We start from the raw sequence: 14846 nt of genomic DNA, 5'->3' as shown, positions 1-14846 counted from the left end.
CACACCAGAATCGTTCCAATAGTTGCTATCATTTCACTCTCCTTTACCGGCTGCGGCGGCCATCATTTGCAGATATTCGTCTGCATCCTGAACCCATTGACCACCAACGCCGTAATATCTGTGTGTGATGATGTCGATGGTTGCCATAGGGTCATGCTCAAGCAGTTGGCGCAGAAAGCCTTCGAGTTCGCCAGCGCAGTGTTTCACGACAGGAATCTTCCCCGGGTGCCGAACGACGAGAAACTGGTTTCCTTCTTCGCGAATTTCATTGCGCTCCAGCTCAGCAATCCGCTTCTCTGCCTCTCTGAACTTATCCTCCCACCGATTACAAGCCATGAAAGCCATTCTCCGCTGTGATTCAACCTCAGCGGTCCGATTCTCTGCGGCTTCCAGTTCATCCAGCAGCGCCCGAATTACATCAGCTGCTTTCTTGCACTGGTCAACAATGCTCACGTCACAACCAGTATCGAAGCCGTCCTCTGTTTCAAAGCGGAGCTCTACGGTGTCGCCGTCGATATCAGATGGTTCGAACCCGGCGATGCTTTCCAGAATGCCGATTGTGCTTTCAGCGCTATCACGTAATGCGCGTTTGTCGATGTTGCTCATTGGGCGGCCTCCTGCTTAATTACGTCGATTCCATTGGCTGTAATTGAATATCCGAAAACGGTTCTGGTTATCAGCCCTTTGCGCAGTAAAGCGTTGAGAGTTTGTCGCCACATTGCGTATGGCTTTTCACCTTTGAAAACGCACGACAAGACCTCAATTTGCTTGGATGTTAATTTGCTCATGACTGCACTCCTTTGCGAAGCTGAACTTCGGTATTGATACGGCTAAAATAGAATCCGAATACTTTCTTCCATGGCTTAACTACAGCGTCCCTGATTGAGTTTGGGTTAAAGCCAGCCTCGATAGCCTGCTTGCTGTCAAAGAACACATACCCAAAACCTTCCTCATTCTCTGCGCAGACAGGACCTTTATATGAACCGTGTTTTCTTCCACCGGCCAAGCCGGTTCTATATGCGTGCTGAGTGTTACCCGCTATCGTTGTCCATTCCAGGTTTGAAACATCATTGTTTTGCTTATTTCCGTCCTTGTGGTTAATGACGTGCTCATCGGAAGGTTTTGGTCCGATAAAGTTTTCAGCAACTAATCGGTGGATGTTCACGCCTTTCAGTTTCCCTTCAAGCTCCAGCCTAACGAACAAATACTGATTTCTGTTTTTGCCGCGCATAGTTGGATTTAACTGTTTTAGCTCGCCAGAGGCCAATGAGAAAATGAGCCCCCTCGAGGTGATGAAATAGCGATACTTGAAACCATGGATCTCTTTCACATCGCCAAATAAGTTAGCCAACGCCGCGCATCTGGCTTCACCTTCTGTCACGCCAGCCTGGTACGCTTCGAACATGTGCTGCGTCTTCTCGTGCACAAAGCCTCTGTCGTCTTCCATCGATGGCGAGCAGCCGTTGTTGTTCTTGGTAAACCACTCGATAAATTTCTGTTTCACGCTCATTTCTTCGCCCTCTGGTTTAACCACGCTGTCAGGAATTTGTTCTCGTTCACGCTTGGGAATGAGTTCTTCTTCAGCATTTCTTCGCGTGGGGTATCGTTGATGGGTTTGAATCGGTGGCCGGCGATAAGCTCATTGGGAGTGATGAATGGGTCGTACGTCATGCCTATCATTGTGCGCGCTCCAGGAAATCGTTAACGCCTTCTGCCAGTTCGATAGACAGGTCGTCGATATGAGTTTTCAGCTCTGCCAGTGATTGTGCTTCTGACTCAAGAATCTCTTTGTGGCAAAGTTCTTTAACCAGTTTGTCGAATGTGCTGAAGTATCCGAGGCGGGAGACTATTTCGTTGCCAAAGTTCTTGCTCTTCTCGTCTGTGACTGTTTTCTTTTCGCTAAGAACAAGGTCAAACTTAGTTCCGGTAATTACGTATTTACTGCCAACTTCGATATTAAGTTTCATGCTGCTTTCCTCATGTTCATGTCTCGCTTGCGAAGCCTTGTAACTCTTGACCTGACAGCTGTGTAACCTCTGCCCATCATTTCGGCGATGTCCTTTTGCAGGTAGCCATCACGGTAGAGTCGAGCTAGCGTCTCTTCGTCTTGCGGGCTCCACGGGCTTTGAGTGCAGGCTGTAGATAACGAATACTTCTGAGCTAGGTAATAGAATTGGGCTAGCGTAAGTCCGAGATGGTCAGCTGCGCGGGGAGCGACCATACGGCCGCACACCGCCTTCATTTCTTCAGGAGTGACGTTTAGTTTTCGCATTGTGTTAAATCAGGAGTTGGCTAAATCCGCCTTGCGCAGATTGTGGATTTCGTCGAGCTTGCAAAGCAGTTCATCATTGTTGCCGATGACGCCTTTAGTGCGGTTGTAAGCAACATCAAGCTTTGCAGCATCCATGCTTAATGCGTTATCAGAGAACCACTTCAGCGCTTTTTCAGGTGTGGCCTGTTGCTTAACTTCAAGCCTGCGAACCCGATGCTCCTGACGCTTGCCACGTGATACCGAAAGCATCATTGAGAAATCAGCCTCAACGTCGCTCATCGCATGAATCTTAATGCCACCAACAGCAACGCCACCGAAGCGCACAGAAGCATCTCCAACGAGCGTAAGTGAGCGTCCAACCCAAGAATGACCATCTGCACCCCAACCGCCGATTAACACACGACGCATCGATTTAGAAGGCTTGTAAGGGCGACCATCGTAACCCTCAAGATCGATGAATACTGGCTGCTCTGAATTGCCGGCCCTGACAGCTTTAATGACTGCCGTAATGCTTTGAGTCTGAACATCTTCAAAGTTAATTTGGTCGGACTTTGGAATGATTGTGCGTGAAAGGTCCATTATAGAATTACCTCGTCATCGTATTCGTTATCCAGCAAATAGGCCGGGACGTTAATTTCGTTGGAAGGGAGTACAATTCCCTCGTACTTCAGCGATTCGTTTTTTCTGCATGCAACAAGCTTGTCTAAAGCTGCGTACATCTCGCGATATCCAAGCTCAAGCGATTCCTCGCCGATGTAGTACATGCAGTTTCGATATGGCGGTGAGTTCTCGATAGCGAAGAAGGCGAACTGGTTATATTCGATGCCTGTTGCGAGCTTGAGAACGTAGAGATAGAAGGCTGCCTGAATGTGGTACTTATACTGACCAAAGGCATTGCTGAATCCGCGCTCAGAAGCGTCTCTACAGCTTTTAACGTCAAGAGGGTATGCGAGGGTATCAGATAGCCTGTCGAAGCGGCATTTAAGCATCAGGCCCGTTTCTGGACACTCTGCAAACATGGACACCTCTGAATTCCCTTTGGTGTTCATGTAGTCCATGAAGTCATCATTCAGGCGAGATGACTCATACATACGCTGTATCGTATCGACCTCATTACCTACCAGGATAAACTCAGCGGGAAATTGCTTGGTCAACTCCTTATATTCTTTGCTGGCACGAGATGTTATTTCTTCGCGCTTTGCATACCGGTACTGATACACATCAGGTTCAAGTAATGCTGCATGAATCGCACTTCCAATGTGCGCCGATTTACTGCCAGTAAATTTGTTGAAGAAGTGATTTGCAGGGCTGACGCTGATTGCTTTTACTGTCGTGGAACCTATCGCCTCATCAGCGTGATAGTCCTCGTTCGACATTCCGTAATAGACACCAGGTTTCATGCTGCATCCTCGAATGTATGATGACGCAGGAATATGCCGATCGCATACTCAACTTCTACGCGTGGTCTGAATATGTCCCACATAACTTCGCCAGCGAATTCCTGATAGTTGCAGTCGTCTTCGCCCAGCCACTCGACGGCCTGTTTCGTGTAATCGTCAGGCTTGTGTGCTTCCAACATGTTGAGCACCGGCCGCATGTTCGCGCACAGCATCTCAACCTGCTTATCAATCGCCGCATTGTCATCGTCGCTAAAGCTCGCGATGATTTGCTTAATCTCTGTTTTGTCTGTCATCGTCAGGCGCATTTGGCGTCTCCTGCTCGTCGTTAACTGGTGCGTTCACAATGTCTCTAAACAGATTTGCGAACTGCTCATCTGTCATGTCTCTGAAAGCCAGTGCACTCATGATTTTCGATACCACGGCAAATTGATTGCAGTCTTCATGGCTTCATGAGCCTCTTGCCACATGCGACCATCACCGAGATAGCGAGCGATAACCGCTTTGCTCTGCGCTGCTCTCAACAGGCTGTGATTTATAACTGGTGACATAAACCCTCCAGGTGCTTACGGGCAGCACGAATAAGACGGCGAACACGTTTGGATAATTCTGATTCAGCGGGATAAAAAGCGGACATGACGCCGCTTCCCGCGAGGCTGTAGTGCATCATGGGATAGTCCTTAGTTTGTTGTGATTGCATGTGGCTGAACGCTTATTAACGCTCACTCAGATGCAGGTAAAAAAATGGCCTCACGAAGAGGCCAAGATGACAACAAGGGGGTATCAATCAGAACATCACCTATCGTCTCCTTTAGATGATGCGAGCGCGGATTGGCTCACTATCGACTCTCTGTGAAAGTCGATAAGGTGCTTATTCGTCGCCTGTTACCCAGCAATCAATGCTTTCCCATACTCGTTCATTAATAATTTCCTGCTTCTCATCTTCATCTAACTCGCTCCACTCTTCTTTGCTGAACCCGGTTGACTTAACCATTTCCGAGCCAACTTTATTCGTCTTGATATGAATTAAGACTTCATTTTGTTTTCCCATCACTCATCCCCCAGAGCCTTTGCAGCCTCTTTTGCTTTGTGAATCCATAGCAGAGCCATGTAGTACACAGCCTTTTCATCAGCGCCGGTGATATCCTGCTCTGCCATCCATTTTGTAAATTCAACTGCGTTCATATTCACCTCTGTGGCTTGCTGCCAAAAGAAGGCCGACTATGCGGCCTATTTCCCATTACGAAAGCGCTGTAAAACATTAACCCGAGGCCAGTAATACTTTGGCTTTGCACGAGATCCAGGTTTTGGTCCGACACATACGATGTAACTCTCTTCTTTGCGCGGAAGGCCTGGAGCATCAAGTTGGCGGCCCAGTTCGAATTTTCTGACGTTAACCCCCGCAGGTATCACTTCAACTATGACACCAATCTTTTCTTTCGTTACGCCATTTGATGAGCTTGACCATTTAACTTCATCATTTAATTTGAACCCCATAACTACCTCGCTGTTACGTTATTAGACTTACGATGACCAGCTGCGAAAAGCGCCACCTCTGGCAGGCACACAGCTCCACCTTCAACTTCCTTCTGACGCGTTCCGGCAAGCGAAATGGCCTTCGAAACTCGTGTACTGCATGTGCTATTTGCTACCCGGCGTGCAAGAGAAGCGTCCTGCATTGCCTGTTCACGTTGAGCTTGTCTGCGTGCTCTGCGGCGATTTCTGGCGTTATCATCAGCCAGGTAAGTAACGATTATCATGTTGACCTCCGATGATTAGCTTTGGTGGTGGAGGTGGGTATCGAACCCACGACTTCAGGATTTATTTTCTATGCGCAACCTGATGCTTCTCCTTCGGTAGCTAACCGGTCATCAAGCTTCTCCACCGCCAAAGCCAACTACTCTTTGGTTCCCGCATTTCGGCGGGACAATCCCATCAATGTTAAAGAGCGATTCACCGTCCTGGTGAGTAGCGCGTCCTGCTGATGGAATAAATATACCTACGGGTAAAAACAATGTCTATACCCATGGGTAAATATTTTGAGCGAAAAAGTTTACCTGATTGAAAAACCAGGTAATTTATTTTTTAATCTTAACTAGATGTTGGGATTTTCAGGCCAGGCGGGCAGGAGATTTTCGTTGACTGTTTGATTGGGTTTCAGTGACTTAAGCACGTTCAGGCGAGTTATGGCGCAGGTATACATCTCTTGCTGAGAATGGTCCATCTCGTCCCACGAGATGTTTTTTGTCTTCTCAACCACCGATTCAGCTTCGTAAATCAGTCTTTCTTTTCTCCTGAGGCCTGACTTATGCTCGGCTCCTGTTTTTATATAAAGCTTATACAAGCAGAATGCCAAAACAACTAATAATAAGGCCCCAGGAATATACACTAGGTTAATCCTCTTCAACTCTTGGAACGTCGTCCTGATCCACATAACGCGTGTGCTTCACTATAGCGGATACAAAATGAATTTTTTCAACATCATCAACACTTAAAGTTATCGGCCTATGGTCGCTGTTGACGCTACTGAATTGATAGTCTCCATCCCGAGTTTTATTCATGATTTTAATCATGTTGTGACCGTCTTTGGTTCGTACGAACACCTCATCACCCGCATGAACCGTAGTGTTTGGCTCTATAACGACATATTCTCCAGACTGAATGCGAGGCCACATGCTATCGCCTTTGACTTTTAAGCCATAGGCGTCCTTGTCTCCGCTATAAATTCGAAGCCAACCGGCTCTGAACTCGATCATATCCACTGAGCCATCTACTCCCAAAACGGCCTCACCAATTACAGGAACATATCCTGCGCGAATGCTTCCAGCAAATTCCAGTTCTTCATTTGCGCTTGGCATCTCAGATGTGATCGAGTCCATCCAGCCGCGAGGAAGGCTGAATGCGTTTTCAATGATTTCCATCATGTCATCAGCAATGCGTTTTCTCCCCGCCTTTCCTTCAGGGTAGAGCATTCTTGAAATGTACGACGGCTCTCTTTCTATTCGACGCGCAAGCTCGGCTGCCTTCCCGTTACAGAACCTGTCCCGGATTTCAATGAGCTTCAGTCTTCTCTGTTCGTATTTATCCATAGCAGAGATCTTATCCAAGATTACCCCACGGTAAATAACCTGCGGGTATTGATTTATCTTTTACCTGTAGGTAAACTATTTTCATGATGCAACGAGAAAGGAGAAAGGATATGGAGAAACTTCGTACATATCTCAACTCCCTCTCACTTGAGGAGCAGCGCGAGTTTGCCTCCCGATGCGGAACTTCAATCGGCTATTTGCGTAAAGCTCTTAGCAAGAATCATGAGTTAGGCGCTGCGTTATGCGTACTAATCGAGAAGTTCAGTAACGGTAGCGTGACCCGTAAGGACCTGCATCCTGGTGATTGGGTAAGCATTTGGCCTGAATTGATGGCCGCATAAGCAGTACCGCTCTTTAACAGCTCTGGCCTCATTCCCGCCGAAATGCGGGGATAACCAACGCATCAACCGATGCGTAAACACTTATTAACTAAAGGAAGTATTACAAATGGAACACGCAAACAAACGCAACGAGGCAATGCGCATTGAAAGCGCCTTGCTTAACAAGATTGCCCTTATTGGCACAGAGAAAACAGCAGCAGCTGTAGGTGTCGATAAAGCACAGATTAGCCGTTGGAAGCGAGACTGGATTCCTAAGTTCTCGATGCTTCTGGCAGTGCTTGAATGGGGAGTTGTTGATGATGAGATGGCGAGACTTGCACAGCAGGTGGCGTCGATTCTCACAAAAGAAAAACGTCCAGCTGTTGGTAGCAGTCTGGACGCTTAAGCACACTGTGTTACGCCAAGCAACAGGAGTAATTATGACAAAACCACTCAGTCCTTACCAGGACAAAATGCACAAAAACATACTACGTGATCGCTTCCTGTCCAGCTTCAAGCAGCCTGGTCGATTTCGGGCTGAGTTGGAGAAAGTGAAGCTGATGCAGAAGGAGAAAGGTCATGAGTAATCTCGCAACCGTAACACCTATAAAGCCTCACCTTGAGGTTGTGGAGCATCGCGTGGCAGATACCGAAGATGGCTTCATGCGCGTTGCTAACGAGCTTACAGACAGCTTACTGATGGCTGTTTTAACCGCCCGGCAGTTGAAGGTAATGCTCGCTATCATGCGCAAGACATACGGATTCAATAAGCCAATGGACAGGCTCACAAACACGCAGATAGCAGCAATGACCGGTATTCACCACACGCATATCTGCGCCGCAAAACGTCAGCTGATTGAGCGAAAGTTTCTCATTGCAGACGGGGTGAGAATTGGCGTTAACAAGGTGGTCTCAGAGTGGATTAGCCAAGACAGCTTAACATTAGCTAAGACGGCTAATAAAACATTAGCCAAGTCAGCTAATGGGTATAAGCCAACTCAGCTAAACACAAAAGACAATATTCAAAAGACAATAAATACAACTACCCCCTTACCCCCTAAAGGGGGATGCGATGAGGTTTCTAAACCTGAAAAGCGAAAGGCCGTTCGCATCAACTACAACGAGTATCTCGAAGCCTACAACGAAATCGTGGGTGACAGATTACCTCACGCTGTTGAGGCCAACGCAGAGCGTCAGCGAAAACTCAAGAAGCTGATTAACTCTCTCGCTACCAAAAACATCGACGGCTACCGGGCATACGTGAAAGCGTTCATGAACGCTGCAAGGCCATTCCATTTCGGTGATAACGACCGCGGCTGGGTGGCGACGTTTGATTACCTTCTGCAACCGAAAGTATTAACTGCAATTCGTGAGGGAACACTATGAGACAGGATATCGAGGCCAGCGTTATTGGCGGACTTCTCCTGGGAGGGTTAACGCCTGCAGCTGGAGACGTTCTGGCCACTCTTGAACCGGAAGCATTCTCCATCCCGCTCTACCGGAAAGCCTTTGAGGTTATCTGCAAGCAAGCTCGCAATCGTAACCTGATTGACGCTCTTATGGTCGCTGAGGAATGCGGTGATGAGCATGCCACCGACGTGATGATGACTGCGCGGTCATGCCCAAGTGCTGCAAACCTGAAAGGCTACGCCAGTATGGTTGCTGATAACTATCATCGCCGCCTGGTACTGCAGCTTATCAGTGAAATGCGTGACCCTATCGAGAACGGAACTATCGACACCTCAGGTCAGGCCATGGACGAACTGGTAAAGCGCCTGTCAGCCATCAGGAAGCCGCGCGACGAGATTAAACCTGTTCACCTTGGCGATATCATCACCGACTACACAGAAACGCTTGATAAGCGCCTGCGTAACGGTGAAGAGTCCGACAACCTGAAGACCGGTATAGACGAGCTTGATGCAATACTTGGCGGCATTAACGCCGAAGACCTGATCATCGTTGCTGCACGACCTGGCATGGGTAAGACGGAGTTCTCTCTCAAGCTGGCAGAAAGCGTAGCAAGCCGTACGTTGCCTAACTCAGAGCAAAAACGCGGAGTGCTTATTTTCTCGATGGAGATGAGCGCACTGCAGATTGCCGAACGAAGCATTGCCGGAGCAGGGATGATGTCGGTTAGCTCACTGAGAAACCCAACGCGAATGAACGACGAAGCGTGGGGAAGGGTGGCGGAAGGTATGAAACGCCTTGCCGGACTTGACGTTTGGGTAGTCGATGCATGTCGCCTTTCGGTTGAGGAAATCAGGTCGATCGCAGAACGCCTGAAGCAGGAGAATCCGCACCTGTCGCTCATCATGGCTGACTACCTTGGACTTATCCAGAAGCCAAAAGCAGAACGAAACGACCTGGCTATTGCCCACATTTCTGGAAGCCTGAAGGCTATGGCGAAGGAGCTTAAAACCCCTGTCGTATCGCTCAGCCAGCTATCACGAGAAGTCGAGAAACGCCCTAACAAACGCCCAACCAACGCAGACCTGCGCGACTCAGGCAGTATTGAGCAGGATGCAGACTCAATCATCATGCTGTATCGCGAGGCTGTGTATGACGAAAACAGCCCGGCCGCACCTTACGCAGAAATCATCGTGACGAAAAACCGCTTTGGCTCCTTGGGGACCGTGTATCAGGGATTCCGGAATGGTCACTTTGTTGGATGCGACCAGGACGAAGCCAGAACAAAATGCACAGCTGCAAGCCAGCCTCCACAGAAAGGCCGGCGATATTCAGGAGCCGATGTATGAACACACGAGACAAAATACTCAACCACCTTGAAACAAACATTCCCACCTCAGCACCACAATTAGCAAAACTCCTCGGATGCCAGAAATCACATATCAACCTGCTACTGCGTGACCTAATCGAAGACGGTCAGATTGAGATTGAGCGCATCAGCAAGAGCGTTAAATATTACCGGCTGGCATCGCTTCATCATGAGCGCACAGAAGCCGTCATGCGCTATCTGGACGAGCACGAAACCGGAATGGCAGTTGAGATATCAACCGCAACCGGAATCGACAAGCGCCTCGTCACGAAGATGCTCAAGCACCTTCATGAAAACGGTGAACTTCATCGTGACTGGTGCCACAAGAACGCATGGGTATACAGCAAGAAGCCGGTATTTAACTTTGGCGCAGCTAACCAACTGACTGCATTTATCAACAAGGCATTAAGAGAGGTGCGAAGTGGTATTTAAAGATTTTGCCCTTGCTTATCTTGTTTGTTGGATGGGAGCAATTGTAATTGCCTGGTTATCAGCAGTAAAAGAAGGCCGTGACCCGATAGAAATGCTTATTGCTGCAGCTGCAGTATTTATCGTTGTTGGCGTACTTCCAGTTTTGGCAATAAATGCTTGCATCAAATGGATAATCTAACACCCCAGCACGCTGATGGAGAGGAATGATGAGTGCAGAAATTAAGAAAGGCGAGCGTTTTCAGGTTGGTGAAGTTTGGGAGTCACCGCGAGGTTTCCTGTATCTGGTTAAAGAGATTGTTGGCTCGCAGGCCACTTTAAGAATGGGAACCCATGGCGGTGGTCGCAAGGTGCGACGTAATGTAGACGCCATTAACGGATGGTCAATTTACAAGCCAGAAGAGTGATGGAGAGGAATATGGACGAATCAATAACCGATGAAGAACTTTCAAATATCGCGTTTTATGCTGGAGAGGCAACTTGCCATCCAGACCCAAATTATCAACTTGAGTTCGACAAATTGGCTTCGCCCGGAGTGATTTACGCAATCTGCAAAGAACTTCAGGGTTACCGCGCCGCTGGAATCAAAGTGAAGGAGTGAGTATGAGGCACGAACTGAAAATTCTTCCTGAGCATTTCATTCCGGTGCTCGACGGCTTGAAGCTGGCTGAGCTTCGCAAAAACGACCGAAACTATCAGGTCGGCGATATTCTGACGCTGTACGAATGGAATGGTGAATACACGGGCGACGCATGCGAGCGTGAAGTTATTCACGTTGCTGATGTCGGTTCATATCTACCTGGCTACGCCCTTCTGAGCATGAGAGAAATCCATGAGGAAACTAACGTTTGAACTAAGAAGCCCCATTCATCAGCAGAACGCCATTCAAGCCATACAGCAAATCTTCCCCGACCAAACCAAGCCCATCGTAGTGACCATTCAGGAACGCAACCGAAGCATTGACCAGAATCGAAAACTCTGGGCTTGTCTTGGTGATGTCTCGCGTCAGGTCGAATGGCATGGTCGATGGCTGGATGCTGAAAGCTGGAAGTGCATCTTCACAGCAGCGTTAAAGCAGCAGGACGTTGTTCCTAACCTCGCTGGCAACGGATTCGTAGTGATAGGCCAGTCAACCAGCAAGATGCGCGTAGGCGAGTTTGCAGATCTTCTGGAGCTTATCCAGGCATTCGGTGCAGAGAAGAATGTGAAGTGGTCTGACGAAGCCAGATTAGCGCTGGAATGGAAATCCAGATTCGGAGATACAGCATGAGTGAATTTACTGACAGGCTAAATCACTGTGTAGACCGTAGGGAATATGCAGCATCGAAAGTAACCCCGTGCAGCATGTGCGGCACAAAACAGGTTCAATTGCTCGACTACCTAGGAGATTACATCAAGTTCAGATGCAGGCATTGCAAGCATGAATGGGTTATCCAAGACGAATGGAAGGGGTGAGCGATGGCAAGACTCACATGGTTCCACCACTTAAATCTCACAAACGAAGAAGCCAATCAGTTAATCACCGCCTACCAATCCCGCAATGTAAAAACTCAACGAACGCTAAGCGCAGACCCTAGGTTATGGGTGGTTTCCGCATTGCTTCCTGAGTACGCCAGCGAGCCAAAGGGTAGGAGTCAGTATCAACAACGAATCTGGAGTTAACTATGAGCCTTATCGAAGATTACCAGGGCCGACTTGATGACCTGCTTACAGAGGCATCAGTAGATGACATCGACCCCATTGACCTCTTGGTCAACTCAATCGCCGATTATCTCGAAGGCGAGCTTGAGGGTGAAGAAGACAAAACGCTTTGCGTCGACTTCGGCGGAAAGAGCCTGATTATCAGCATCGTCAGTAATGACGAACAGCCAGTTAGCGAGAGGGTGCATTGATATGGACTATTCACAGTTATCAGATTTTGAAATTAACAGCTTAGTTAGTGCGCATCGATGGGGTAGCGTATGCGCGGTTGATGGTGTCGTATTGCACAACGAAAAGGATGGTGAATTTAACCCCTGTAAAAATCCCGATGATGCATGGCTAATTATTGCTGACAACGGCATCAACATTCTCTGGGATTGGAACGAGAATGGATTGCACGGGGCTTCTGCTAACCCTATTTGGGAGTACGAACATGAAAACGTTCTTAGAGCGGCCATGGTTGTCTTCCTCATGATGCAGGACGCCAAACATGATTAACACCCCTTGGCCTCAAGAGTACGAGCAGCAGAGCATTCGTCGAACGTTGTGCGCGGGCTGCACGAAGGAGCTAACGCCAGAGGAAACCTATGCGTGCACTGAATGCGTAGATGAATGGCTGATTTATCGTGATCCGAACGGAGATATGTCGAATGAGGAAGGTAAGGCGCAGATGTAAAAACGAAGAGTGTAGAGAATGGTTTCATCCTCAACACTCGAATATATGGTGGTGTTCTCCGGAATGCGGAACAAAGATAGCACTGGAGCGACGGAGCAAGGAGAGAGAAAAAGCAGAGAAAGCAGCAGACAAGAAACGACGACGAGAATATCAGCAGCAGAAAGACAAGTTAAAGATTCGAAAGCTCGCCTTAAAGCCCCGCAGTTACTGGATTAAACAAGCCCAACAAGCAGTAAACGCCTTCATCAGAGAAAGAGACCGCGACTTACCATGTATCTCGTGCGGAACGTTCACGTCCGCTCAGTGGGATGCCGGCCACTACCGGACGACCGCTGCGGCACCTCAACTCCGATTTGATGAACGCAATATCCATAAGCAATGCGTCGTATGCAATCAGCACAAGAGCGGGAACCTGGTTCCTTATCGAGTGATGCTTATCGAACGCATCGGTAATGCAGCTGTAGACGAAATCGAATCTGACCATAAGCGCCATCGCTGGACTACAGAAGAGTGCAAAGCGATTAAGGCGGAGTATCAGCAGAAGCTCAAAGACCTGCGTGAAAGCAGAAGTGAGGCAGCATGACACCCTCTATCAAAACCATCCCTGACATCCTTGTTGAGGTACGCGGGAATCAGTCAGAAGCAGCAAGGCAATTAGCTTGCAGTCGAAACACCATTCTCAGGTATTCACGAGACACCAAAGCTCAATTCCACGCCATTGTTAACGGCGTTCTCATGGTTCATCAAGGCGGTCGAGGTAAAACATGTGCTCAGTAACCAACATCCAGCAAGTCAAATGGCAGCGTCAGCGCGATATGCATACCGAGCAGGTGCTGATTGGCAAGGAGCATGAGCTTGAGCGCAGTCTTGAGTATGTGCGCGAGCAGCTTCGGGAAGTGCGTAACCGGCTGGGAACAAATAAGCCAGATGGTCCGGAGGCAGCCTGATGTTGACTCTATTTATGATCGCCTATGCGTTCATGGCCGGAATGACCACTGAGTACACGCATACCAGACAGAAAGAGCTTGGCTATAAAACCAACCTCAAATGGATATCACTTTTCGCTGGCATCGCCTGGCCATACACAATCTGGAGAATTTCACGATGAACTTGGAAAACACAGTCAAGTTTCACTTCGCAAAGTCAACTCAGATAAACGATACGCCGCGTGCAACATCCTCAGAGACGTTAACTGGCACTGATGTGATGGCTGCCATGGGAATGACACAAAGTCGCGCCACGTTGGGTTACAGCGCGTTTTTAGGGAAAATGGAAATCAGCAGCAATGACCGTGAGAAAGCTATTGAACTGCTGACCCAATATGCACTTGAGCACTGCGATAAGGTTGCCGCCTTACGTAAGCTCGAAAATGATATTAAGCCAAAGGTAATGCAAGTGCTCGCAACATTCGCATTTGCTGACTATTCCCGAAGCGCCGCCAGTACCCGAACCTGTGATTGCTGTGGTGGTAAGAAGTTTGTCGATGCTGAAGTCATGACGATGAAGAGCATAGGTCAGCCATACCTTGAAGAGCGCAAGGAAACGGTGAAGGTGCTGTGCCACAAGTGCAAAGGAAAAGGGGTGCTGACCAATGCCTGCCAGTGCAACGGCAAAGGCGTTGTGGTAGACAAAGAGAAAACCATTCTACAGGGCGGCGTTCCTGCATATAAAACATGCGGACGCTGCAATGGGCGTGGTTATGCTCGATTGCTGCCTGATAGTGTTCGTCAGTATATCTGCGCAACGGTGATTGATGTTCCAGAGACCACATGGCGCAGGTCATACAAGGACTTCTTCGAAAGCCTGGTTGGTGAATGCATTAAGCAGGAGGAGTATGCAAATCAGATGTTGAGCAAGGTCACTCGCTAGTAAATATTTTCTACGAAATAGGAAATATCTAGAAAATCACACTTTACAAAGTGGCGATATTTGTTTAATCTGAAACCAATGATGGAGTAGTGCAGTCATTCGATAGCCCTGAGTTAATAGCTCGGGGCTTTTTGCGTTTTAAGCACGACCTTTCTGAAAGCGCATCCCACCAAATACCAGACAGACAATACCCTCACCTTATCCGCTGTGGCTACGGTGCTATGCGCTTTGCAAAAAAGAAAACCCGCTCAATGGCGGGCTTCGTGAAAATGGGCGACAAGAGACTGCGCTAACAGCCTCTTGCCTGATTTGCTCAT

32 protein-coding genes and 1 tRNA gene are annotated in these 14846 nt (G+C 48.3%); 18 read left to right on the top strand and 15 right to left on the bottom strand.

Features of this window, described 5'->3' with window-relative positions; translation table 11 throughout:
- Positions 1-33 precede the first annotated feature (33 nt).
- The 15 genes from IB212_RS15780 to IB212_RS15710 form a co-directional block, all read right to left on the bottom strand.
- Positions 34-606 (bottom strand): ead/Ea22-like family protein, encoded by a 573-nt coding sequence (locus IB212_RS15780; protein ID WP_188245935.1) that lies wholly within the window; start codon positions 604-606, stop codon positions 34-36.
- Positions 603-788, bottom strand: a complete 186-nt coding sequence (locus tag IB212_RS15775) for a hypothetical protein (protein ID WP_188245934.1) — start codon at positions 786-788, stop codon at positions 603-605. The genes IB212_RS15780 and IB212_RS15775 overlap by 4 nt, the downstream gene beginning before the upstream one ends.
- Entirely contained in the window at positions 785-1510 is a 726-nt protein-coding gene (locus tag IB212_RS15770) for an HNH endonuclease signature motif containing protein (RefSeq protein WP_223239674.1), read from the bottom strand. Before IB212_RS15770 ends, IB212_RS15775 begins: the two co-directional genes overlap by 4 nt.
- Complete coding sequence (locus IB212_RS15765; RefSeq protein WP_188245933.1) at positions 1507-1680, bottom strand: DUF2737 family protein; 174 nt, start codon at positions 1678-1680, stop codon at positions 1507-1509. The genes IB212_RS15770 and IB212_RS15765 overlap by 4 nt, the downstream gene beginning before the upstream one ends.
- Positions 1677-1967 carry a DUF5405 family protein gene (locus tag IB212_RS15760; protein WP_188245932.1) on the bottom strand — a complete coding sequence of 97 codons (291 nt, stop codon included), beginning with the start codon at positions 1965-1967 and terminating at the stop codon, positions 1677-1679. Before IB212_RS15760 ends, IB212_RS15765 begins: the two co-directional genes overlap by 4 nt.
- A 314-nt stretch (positions 1968-2281) precedes the next feature.
- Complete coding sequence (locus IB212_RS15755) at positions 2282-2851, bottom strand: hypothetical protein (RefSeq protein WP_188245931.1); 570 nt, start codon at positions 2849-2851, stop codon at positions 2282-2284.
- Positions 2851-3672, bottom strand: a complete 822-nt coding sequence (locus IB212_RS15750) for a PD-(D/E)XK nuclease-like domain-containing protein (protein ID WP_188245930.1) — start codon at positions 3670-3672, stop codon at positions 2851-2853. The genes IB212_RS15755 and IB212_RS15750 overlap by 1 nt, the downstream gene beginning before the upstream one ends.
- Positions 3669-3977 carry a hypothetical protein gene (locus tag IB212_RS15745; protein WP_188245929.1) on the bottom strand — a complete coding sequence of 103 codons (309 nt, stop codon included), beginning with the start codon at positions 3975-3977 and terminating at the stop codon, positions 3669-3671. Before IB212_RS15745 ends, IB212_RS15750 begins: the two co-directional genes overlap by 4 nt.
- Before the next feature lie 96 nt (positions 3978-4073).
- Positions 4074-4220 carry a host cell division inhibitory peptide Kil gene (locus tag IB212_RS15740; protein ID WP_188245928.1) on the bottom strand — a complete coding sequence of 49 codons (147 nt, stop codon included), beginning with the start codon at positions 4218-4220 and terminating at the stop codon, positions 4074-4076.
- Positions 4205-4339 carry a hypothetical protein gene (locus IB212_RS15735; protein ID WP_063957786.1) on the bottom strand — a complete coding sequence of 45 codons (135 nt, stop codon included), beginning with the start codon at positions 4337-4339 and terminating at the stop codon, positions 4205-4207. Before IB212_RS15735 ends, IB212_RS15740 begins: the two co-directional genes overlap by 16 nt.
- A 201-nt stretch (positions 4340-4540) precedes the next feature.
- Positions 4541-4720: a hypothetical protein gene (locus tag IB212_RS15730; protein ID WP_188245927.1), complete on the bottom strand. Its 180-nt coding sequence runs from the start codon at positions 4718-4720 to the stop codon at positions 4541-4543.
- Complete coding sequence (locus IB212_RS15725; protein WP_262985612.1) at positions 4720-4854, bottom strand: hypothetical protein; 135 nt, start codon at positions 4852-4854, stop codon at positions 4720-4722. The genes IB212_RS15730 and IB212_RS15725 overlap by 1 nt, the downstream gene beginning before the upstream one ends.
- A 314-nt stretch (positions 4855-5168) precedes the next feature.
- Positions 5169-5429 (bottom strand): hypothetical protein, encoded by a 261-nt coding sequence (locus IB212_RS15720; RefSeq protein WP_223239673.1) that lies wholly within the window; start codon positions 5427-5429, stop codon positions 5169-5171.
- Positions 5430-5451: 22 nt separating this feature from the next.
- Positions 5452-5555, bottom strand: a tRNA-OTHER gene (locus IB212_RS15715).
- Between the two features lie 507 nt (positions 5556-6062).
- Positions 6063-6758, bottom strand: coding sequence for a helix-turn-helix transcriptional regulator (locus IB212_RS15710; protein ID WP_188245962.1), 696 nt, complete (start codon positions 6756-6758; stop codon positions 6063-6065).
- Between the two features lie 110 nt (positions 6759-6868).
- Between IB212_RS15710 and IB212_RS15705 the strand changes: the two genes are divergently transcribed.
- The 18 genes from IB212_RS15705 (at position 6869) to IB212_RS15620 (ending at position 14529) form a co-directional block, all read left to right on the top strand.
- Positions 6869-7099, top strand: coding sequence for a YdaS family helix-turn-helix protein (locus tag IB212_RS15705; RefSeq protein WP_045408360.1), 231 nt, complete (start codon positions 6869-6871; stop codon positions 7097-7099).
- 106 nt (positions 7100-7205) lie between these two features.
- Positions 7206-7484 carry a lambda phage CII family protein gene (locus IB212_RS15700; protein ID WP_045259811.1) on the top strand — a complete coding sequence of 93 codons (279 nt, stop codon included), beginning with the start codon at positions 7206-7208 and terminating at the stop codon, positions 7482-7484.
- 34 nt (positions 7485-7518) lie between these two features.
- Positions 7519-7665 (top strand): DUF2740 family protein, encoded by a 147-nt coding sequence (locus tag IB212_RS15695; protein WP_088130987.1) that lies wholly within the window; start codon positions 7519-7521, stop codon positions 7663-7665.
- Positions 7658-8464: a replication protein gene (locus tag IB212_RS15690; protein ID WP_188245926.1), complete on the top strand. Its 807-nt coding sequence runs from the start codon at positions 7658-7660 to the stop codon at positions 8462-8464. The genes IB212_RS15695 and IB212_RS15690 overlap by 8 nt, the downstream gene beginning before the upstream one ends.
- A complete protein-coding gene (locus IB212_RS15685; RefSeq protein WP_188245925.1) occupies positions 8461-9834 on the top strand; it encodes a replicative DNA helicase in 1374 nt (457 codons plus the stop codon). Before IB212_RS15690 ends, IB212_RS15685 begins: the two co-directional genes overlap by 4 nt.
- Positions 9831-10286: a transcriptional regulator gene (locus tag IB212_RS15680; protein ID WP_188245924.1), complete on the top strand. Its 456-nt coding sequence runs from the start codon at positions 9831-9833 to the stop codon at positions 10284-10286. The genes IB212_RS15685 and IB212_RS15680 overlap by 4 nt, the downstream gene beginning before the upstream one ends.
- Positions 10276-10464: a hypothetical protein gene (locus tag IB212_RS15675; protein WP_188245923.1), complete on the top strand. Its 189-nt coding sequence runs from the start codon at positions 10276-10278 to the stop codon at positions 10462-10464. Before IB212_RS15680 ends, IB212_RS15675 begins: the two co-directional genes overlap by 11 nt.
- 25 nt (positions 10465-10489) lie before the next feature.
- On the top strand, positions 10490-10690 hold the full coding sequence (locus tag IB212_RS15670; RefSeq protein WP_223239672.1) for a hypothetical protein: 201 nt from the start codon (positions 10490-10492) through the stop codon (positions 10688-10690).
- 11 nt (positions 10691-10701) lie between these two features.
- Positions 10702-10884: a hypothetical protein gene (locus tag IB212_RS15665; protein WP_188245922.1), complete on the top strand. Its 183-nt coding sequence runs from the start codon at positions 10702-10704 to the stop codon at positions 10882-10884.
- 2 nt (positions 10885-10886) lie between these two features.
- On the top strand, positions 10887-11135 hold the full coding sequence (locus IB212_RS15660) for a DUF3850 domain-containing protein (RefSeq protein ID WP_188245921.1): 249 nt from the start codon (positions 10887-10889) through the stop codon (positions 11133-11135).
- Positions 11116-11553 carry a recombination protein NinB gene (locus IB212_RS15655; RefSeq protein ID WP_188245920.1) on the top strand — a complete coding sequence of 146 codons (438 nt, stop codon included), beginning with the start codon at positions 11116-11118 and terminating at the stop codon, positions 11551-11553. Before IB212_RS15660 ends, IB212_RS15655 begins: the two co-directional genes overlap by 20 nt.
- A gap of 394 nt (positions 11554-11947) precedes the next feature.
- Positions 11948-12175, top strand: coding sequence for a hypothetical protein (locus IB212_RS15650; protein WP_188245919.1), 228 nt, complete (start codon positions 11948-11950; stop codon positions 12173-12175).
- 1 nt (position 12176) lies between these two features.
- Entirely contained in the window at positions 12177-12482 is a 306-nt protein-coding gene (locus IB212_RS15645) for a phage protein NinX family protein (protein WP_188245918.1), read from the top strand.
- On the top strand, positions 12475-12660 hold the full coding sequence (locus IB212_RS15640; protein ID WP_188245917.1) for a protein NinF: 186 nt from the start codon (positions 12475-12477) through the stop codon (positions 12658-12660). Before IB212_RS15645 ends, IB212_RS15640 begins: the two co-directional genes overlap by 8 nt.
- Positions 12635-13243 (top strand): recombination protein NinG, encoded by a 609-nt coding sequence (locus IB212_RS15635; RefSeq protein ID WP_188245916.1) that lies wholly within the window; start codon positions 12635-12637, stop codon positions 13241-13243. The genes IB212_RS15640 and IB212_RS15635 overlap by 26 nt, the downstream gene beginning before the upstream one ends.
- On the top strand, positions 13240-13437 hold the full coding sequence (locus IB212_RS15630; RefSeq protein ID WP_188245915.1) for a protein ninH: 198 nt from the start codon (positions 13240-13242) through the stop codon (positions 13435-13437). Before IB212_RS15635 ends, IB212_RS15630 begins: the two co-directional genes overlap by 4 nt.
- Positions 13425-13607: a hypothetical protein gene (locus IB212_RS15625; RefSeq protein ID WP_188245914.1), complete on the top strand. Its 183-nt coding sequence runs from the start codon at positions 13425-13427 to the stop codon at positions 13605-13607. The genes IB212_RS15630 and IB212_RS15625 overlap by 13 nt, the downstream gene beginning before the upstream one ends.
- 157 nt (positions 13608-13764) lie before the next feature.
- On the top strand, positions 13765-14529 hold the full coding sequence (locus IB212_RS15620) for an antitermination protein (protein WP_188245960.1): 765 nt from the start codon (positions 13765-13767) through the stop codon (positions 14527-14529).
- Positions 14530-14846 lie beyond the last annotated feature (317 nt).

Origin of the sequence: Enterobacter sp. E12 (genome assembly GCF_014596715.2) — a bacterium.
In the GTDB taxonomy this organism is placed as follows: domain Bacteria; phylum Pseudomonadota; class Gammaproteobacteria; order Enterobacterales; family Enterobacteriaceae; genus Enterobacter; species Enterobacter bugandensis.
This window is presented reverse-complemented; position numbering and strand designations above follow the sequence as displayed.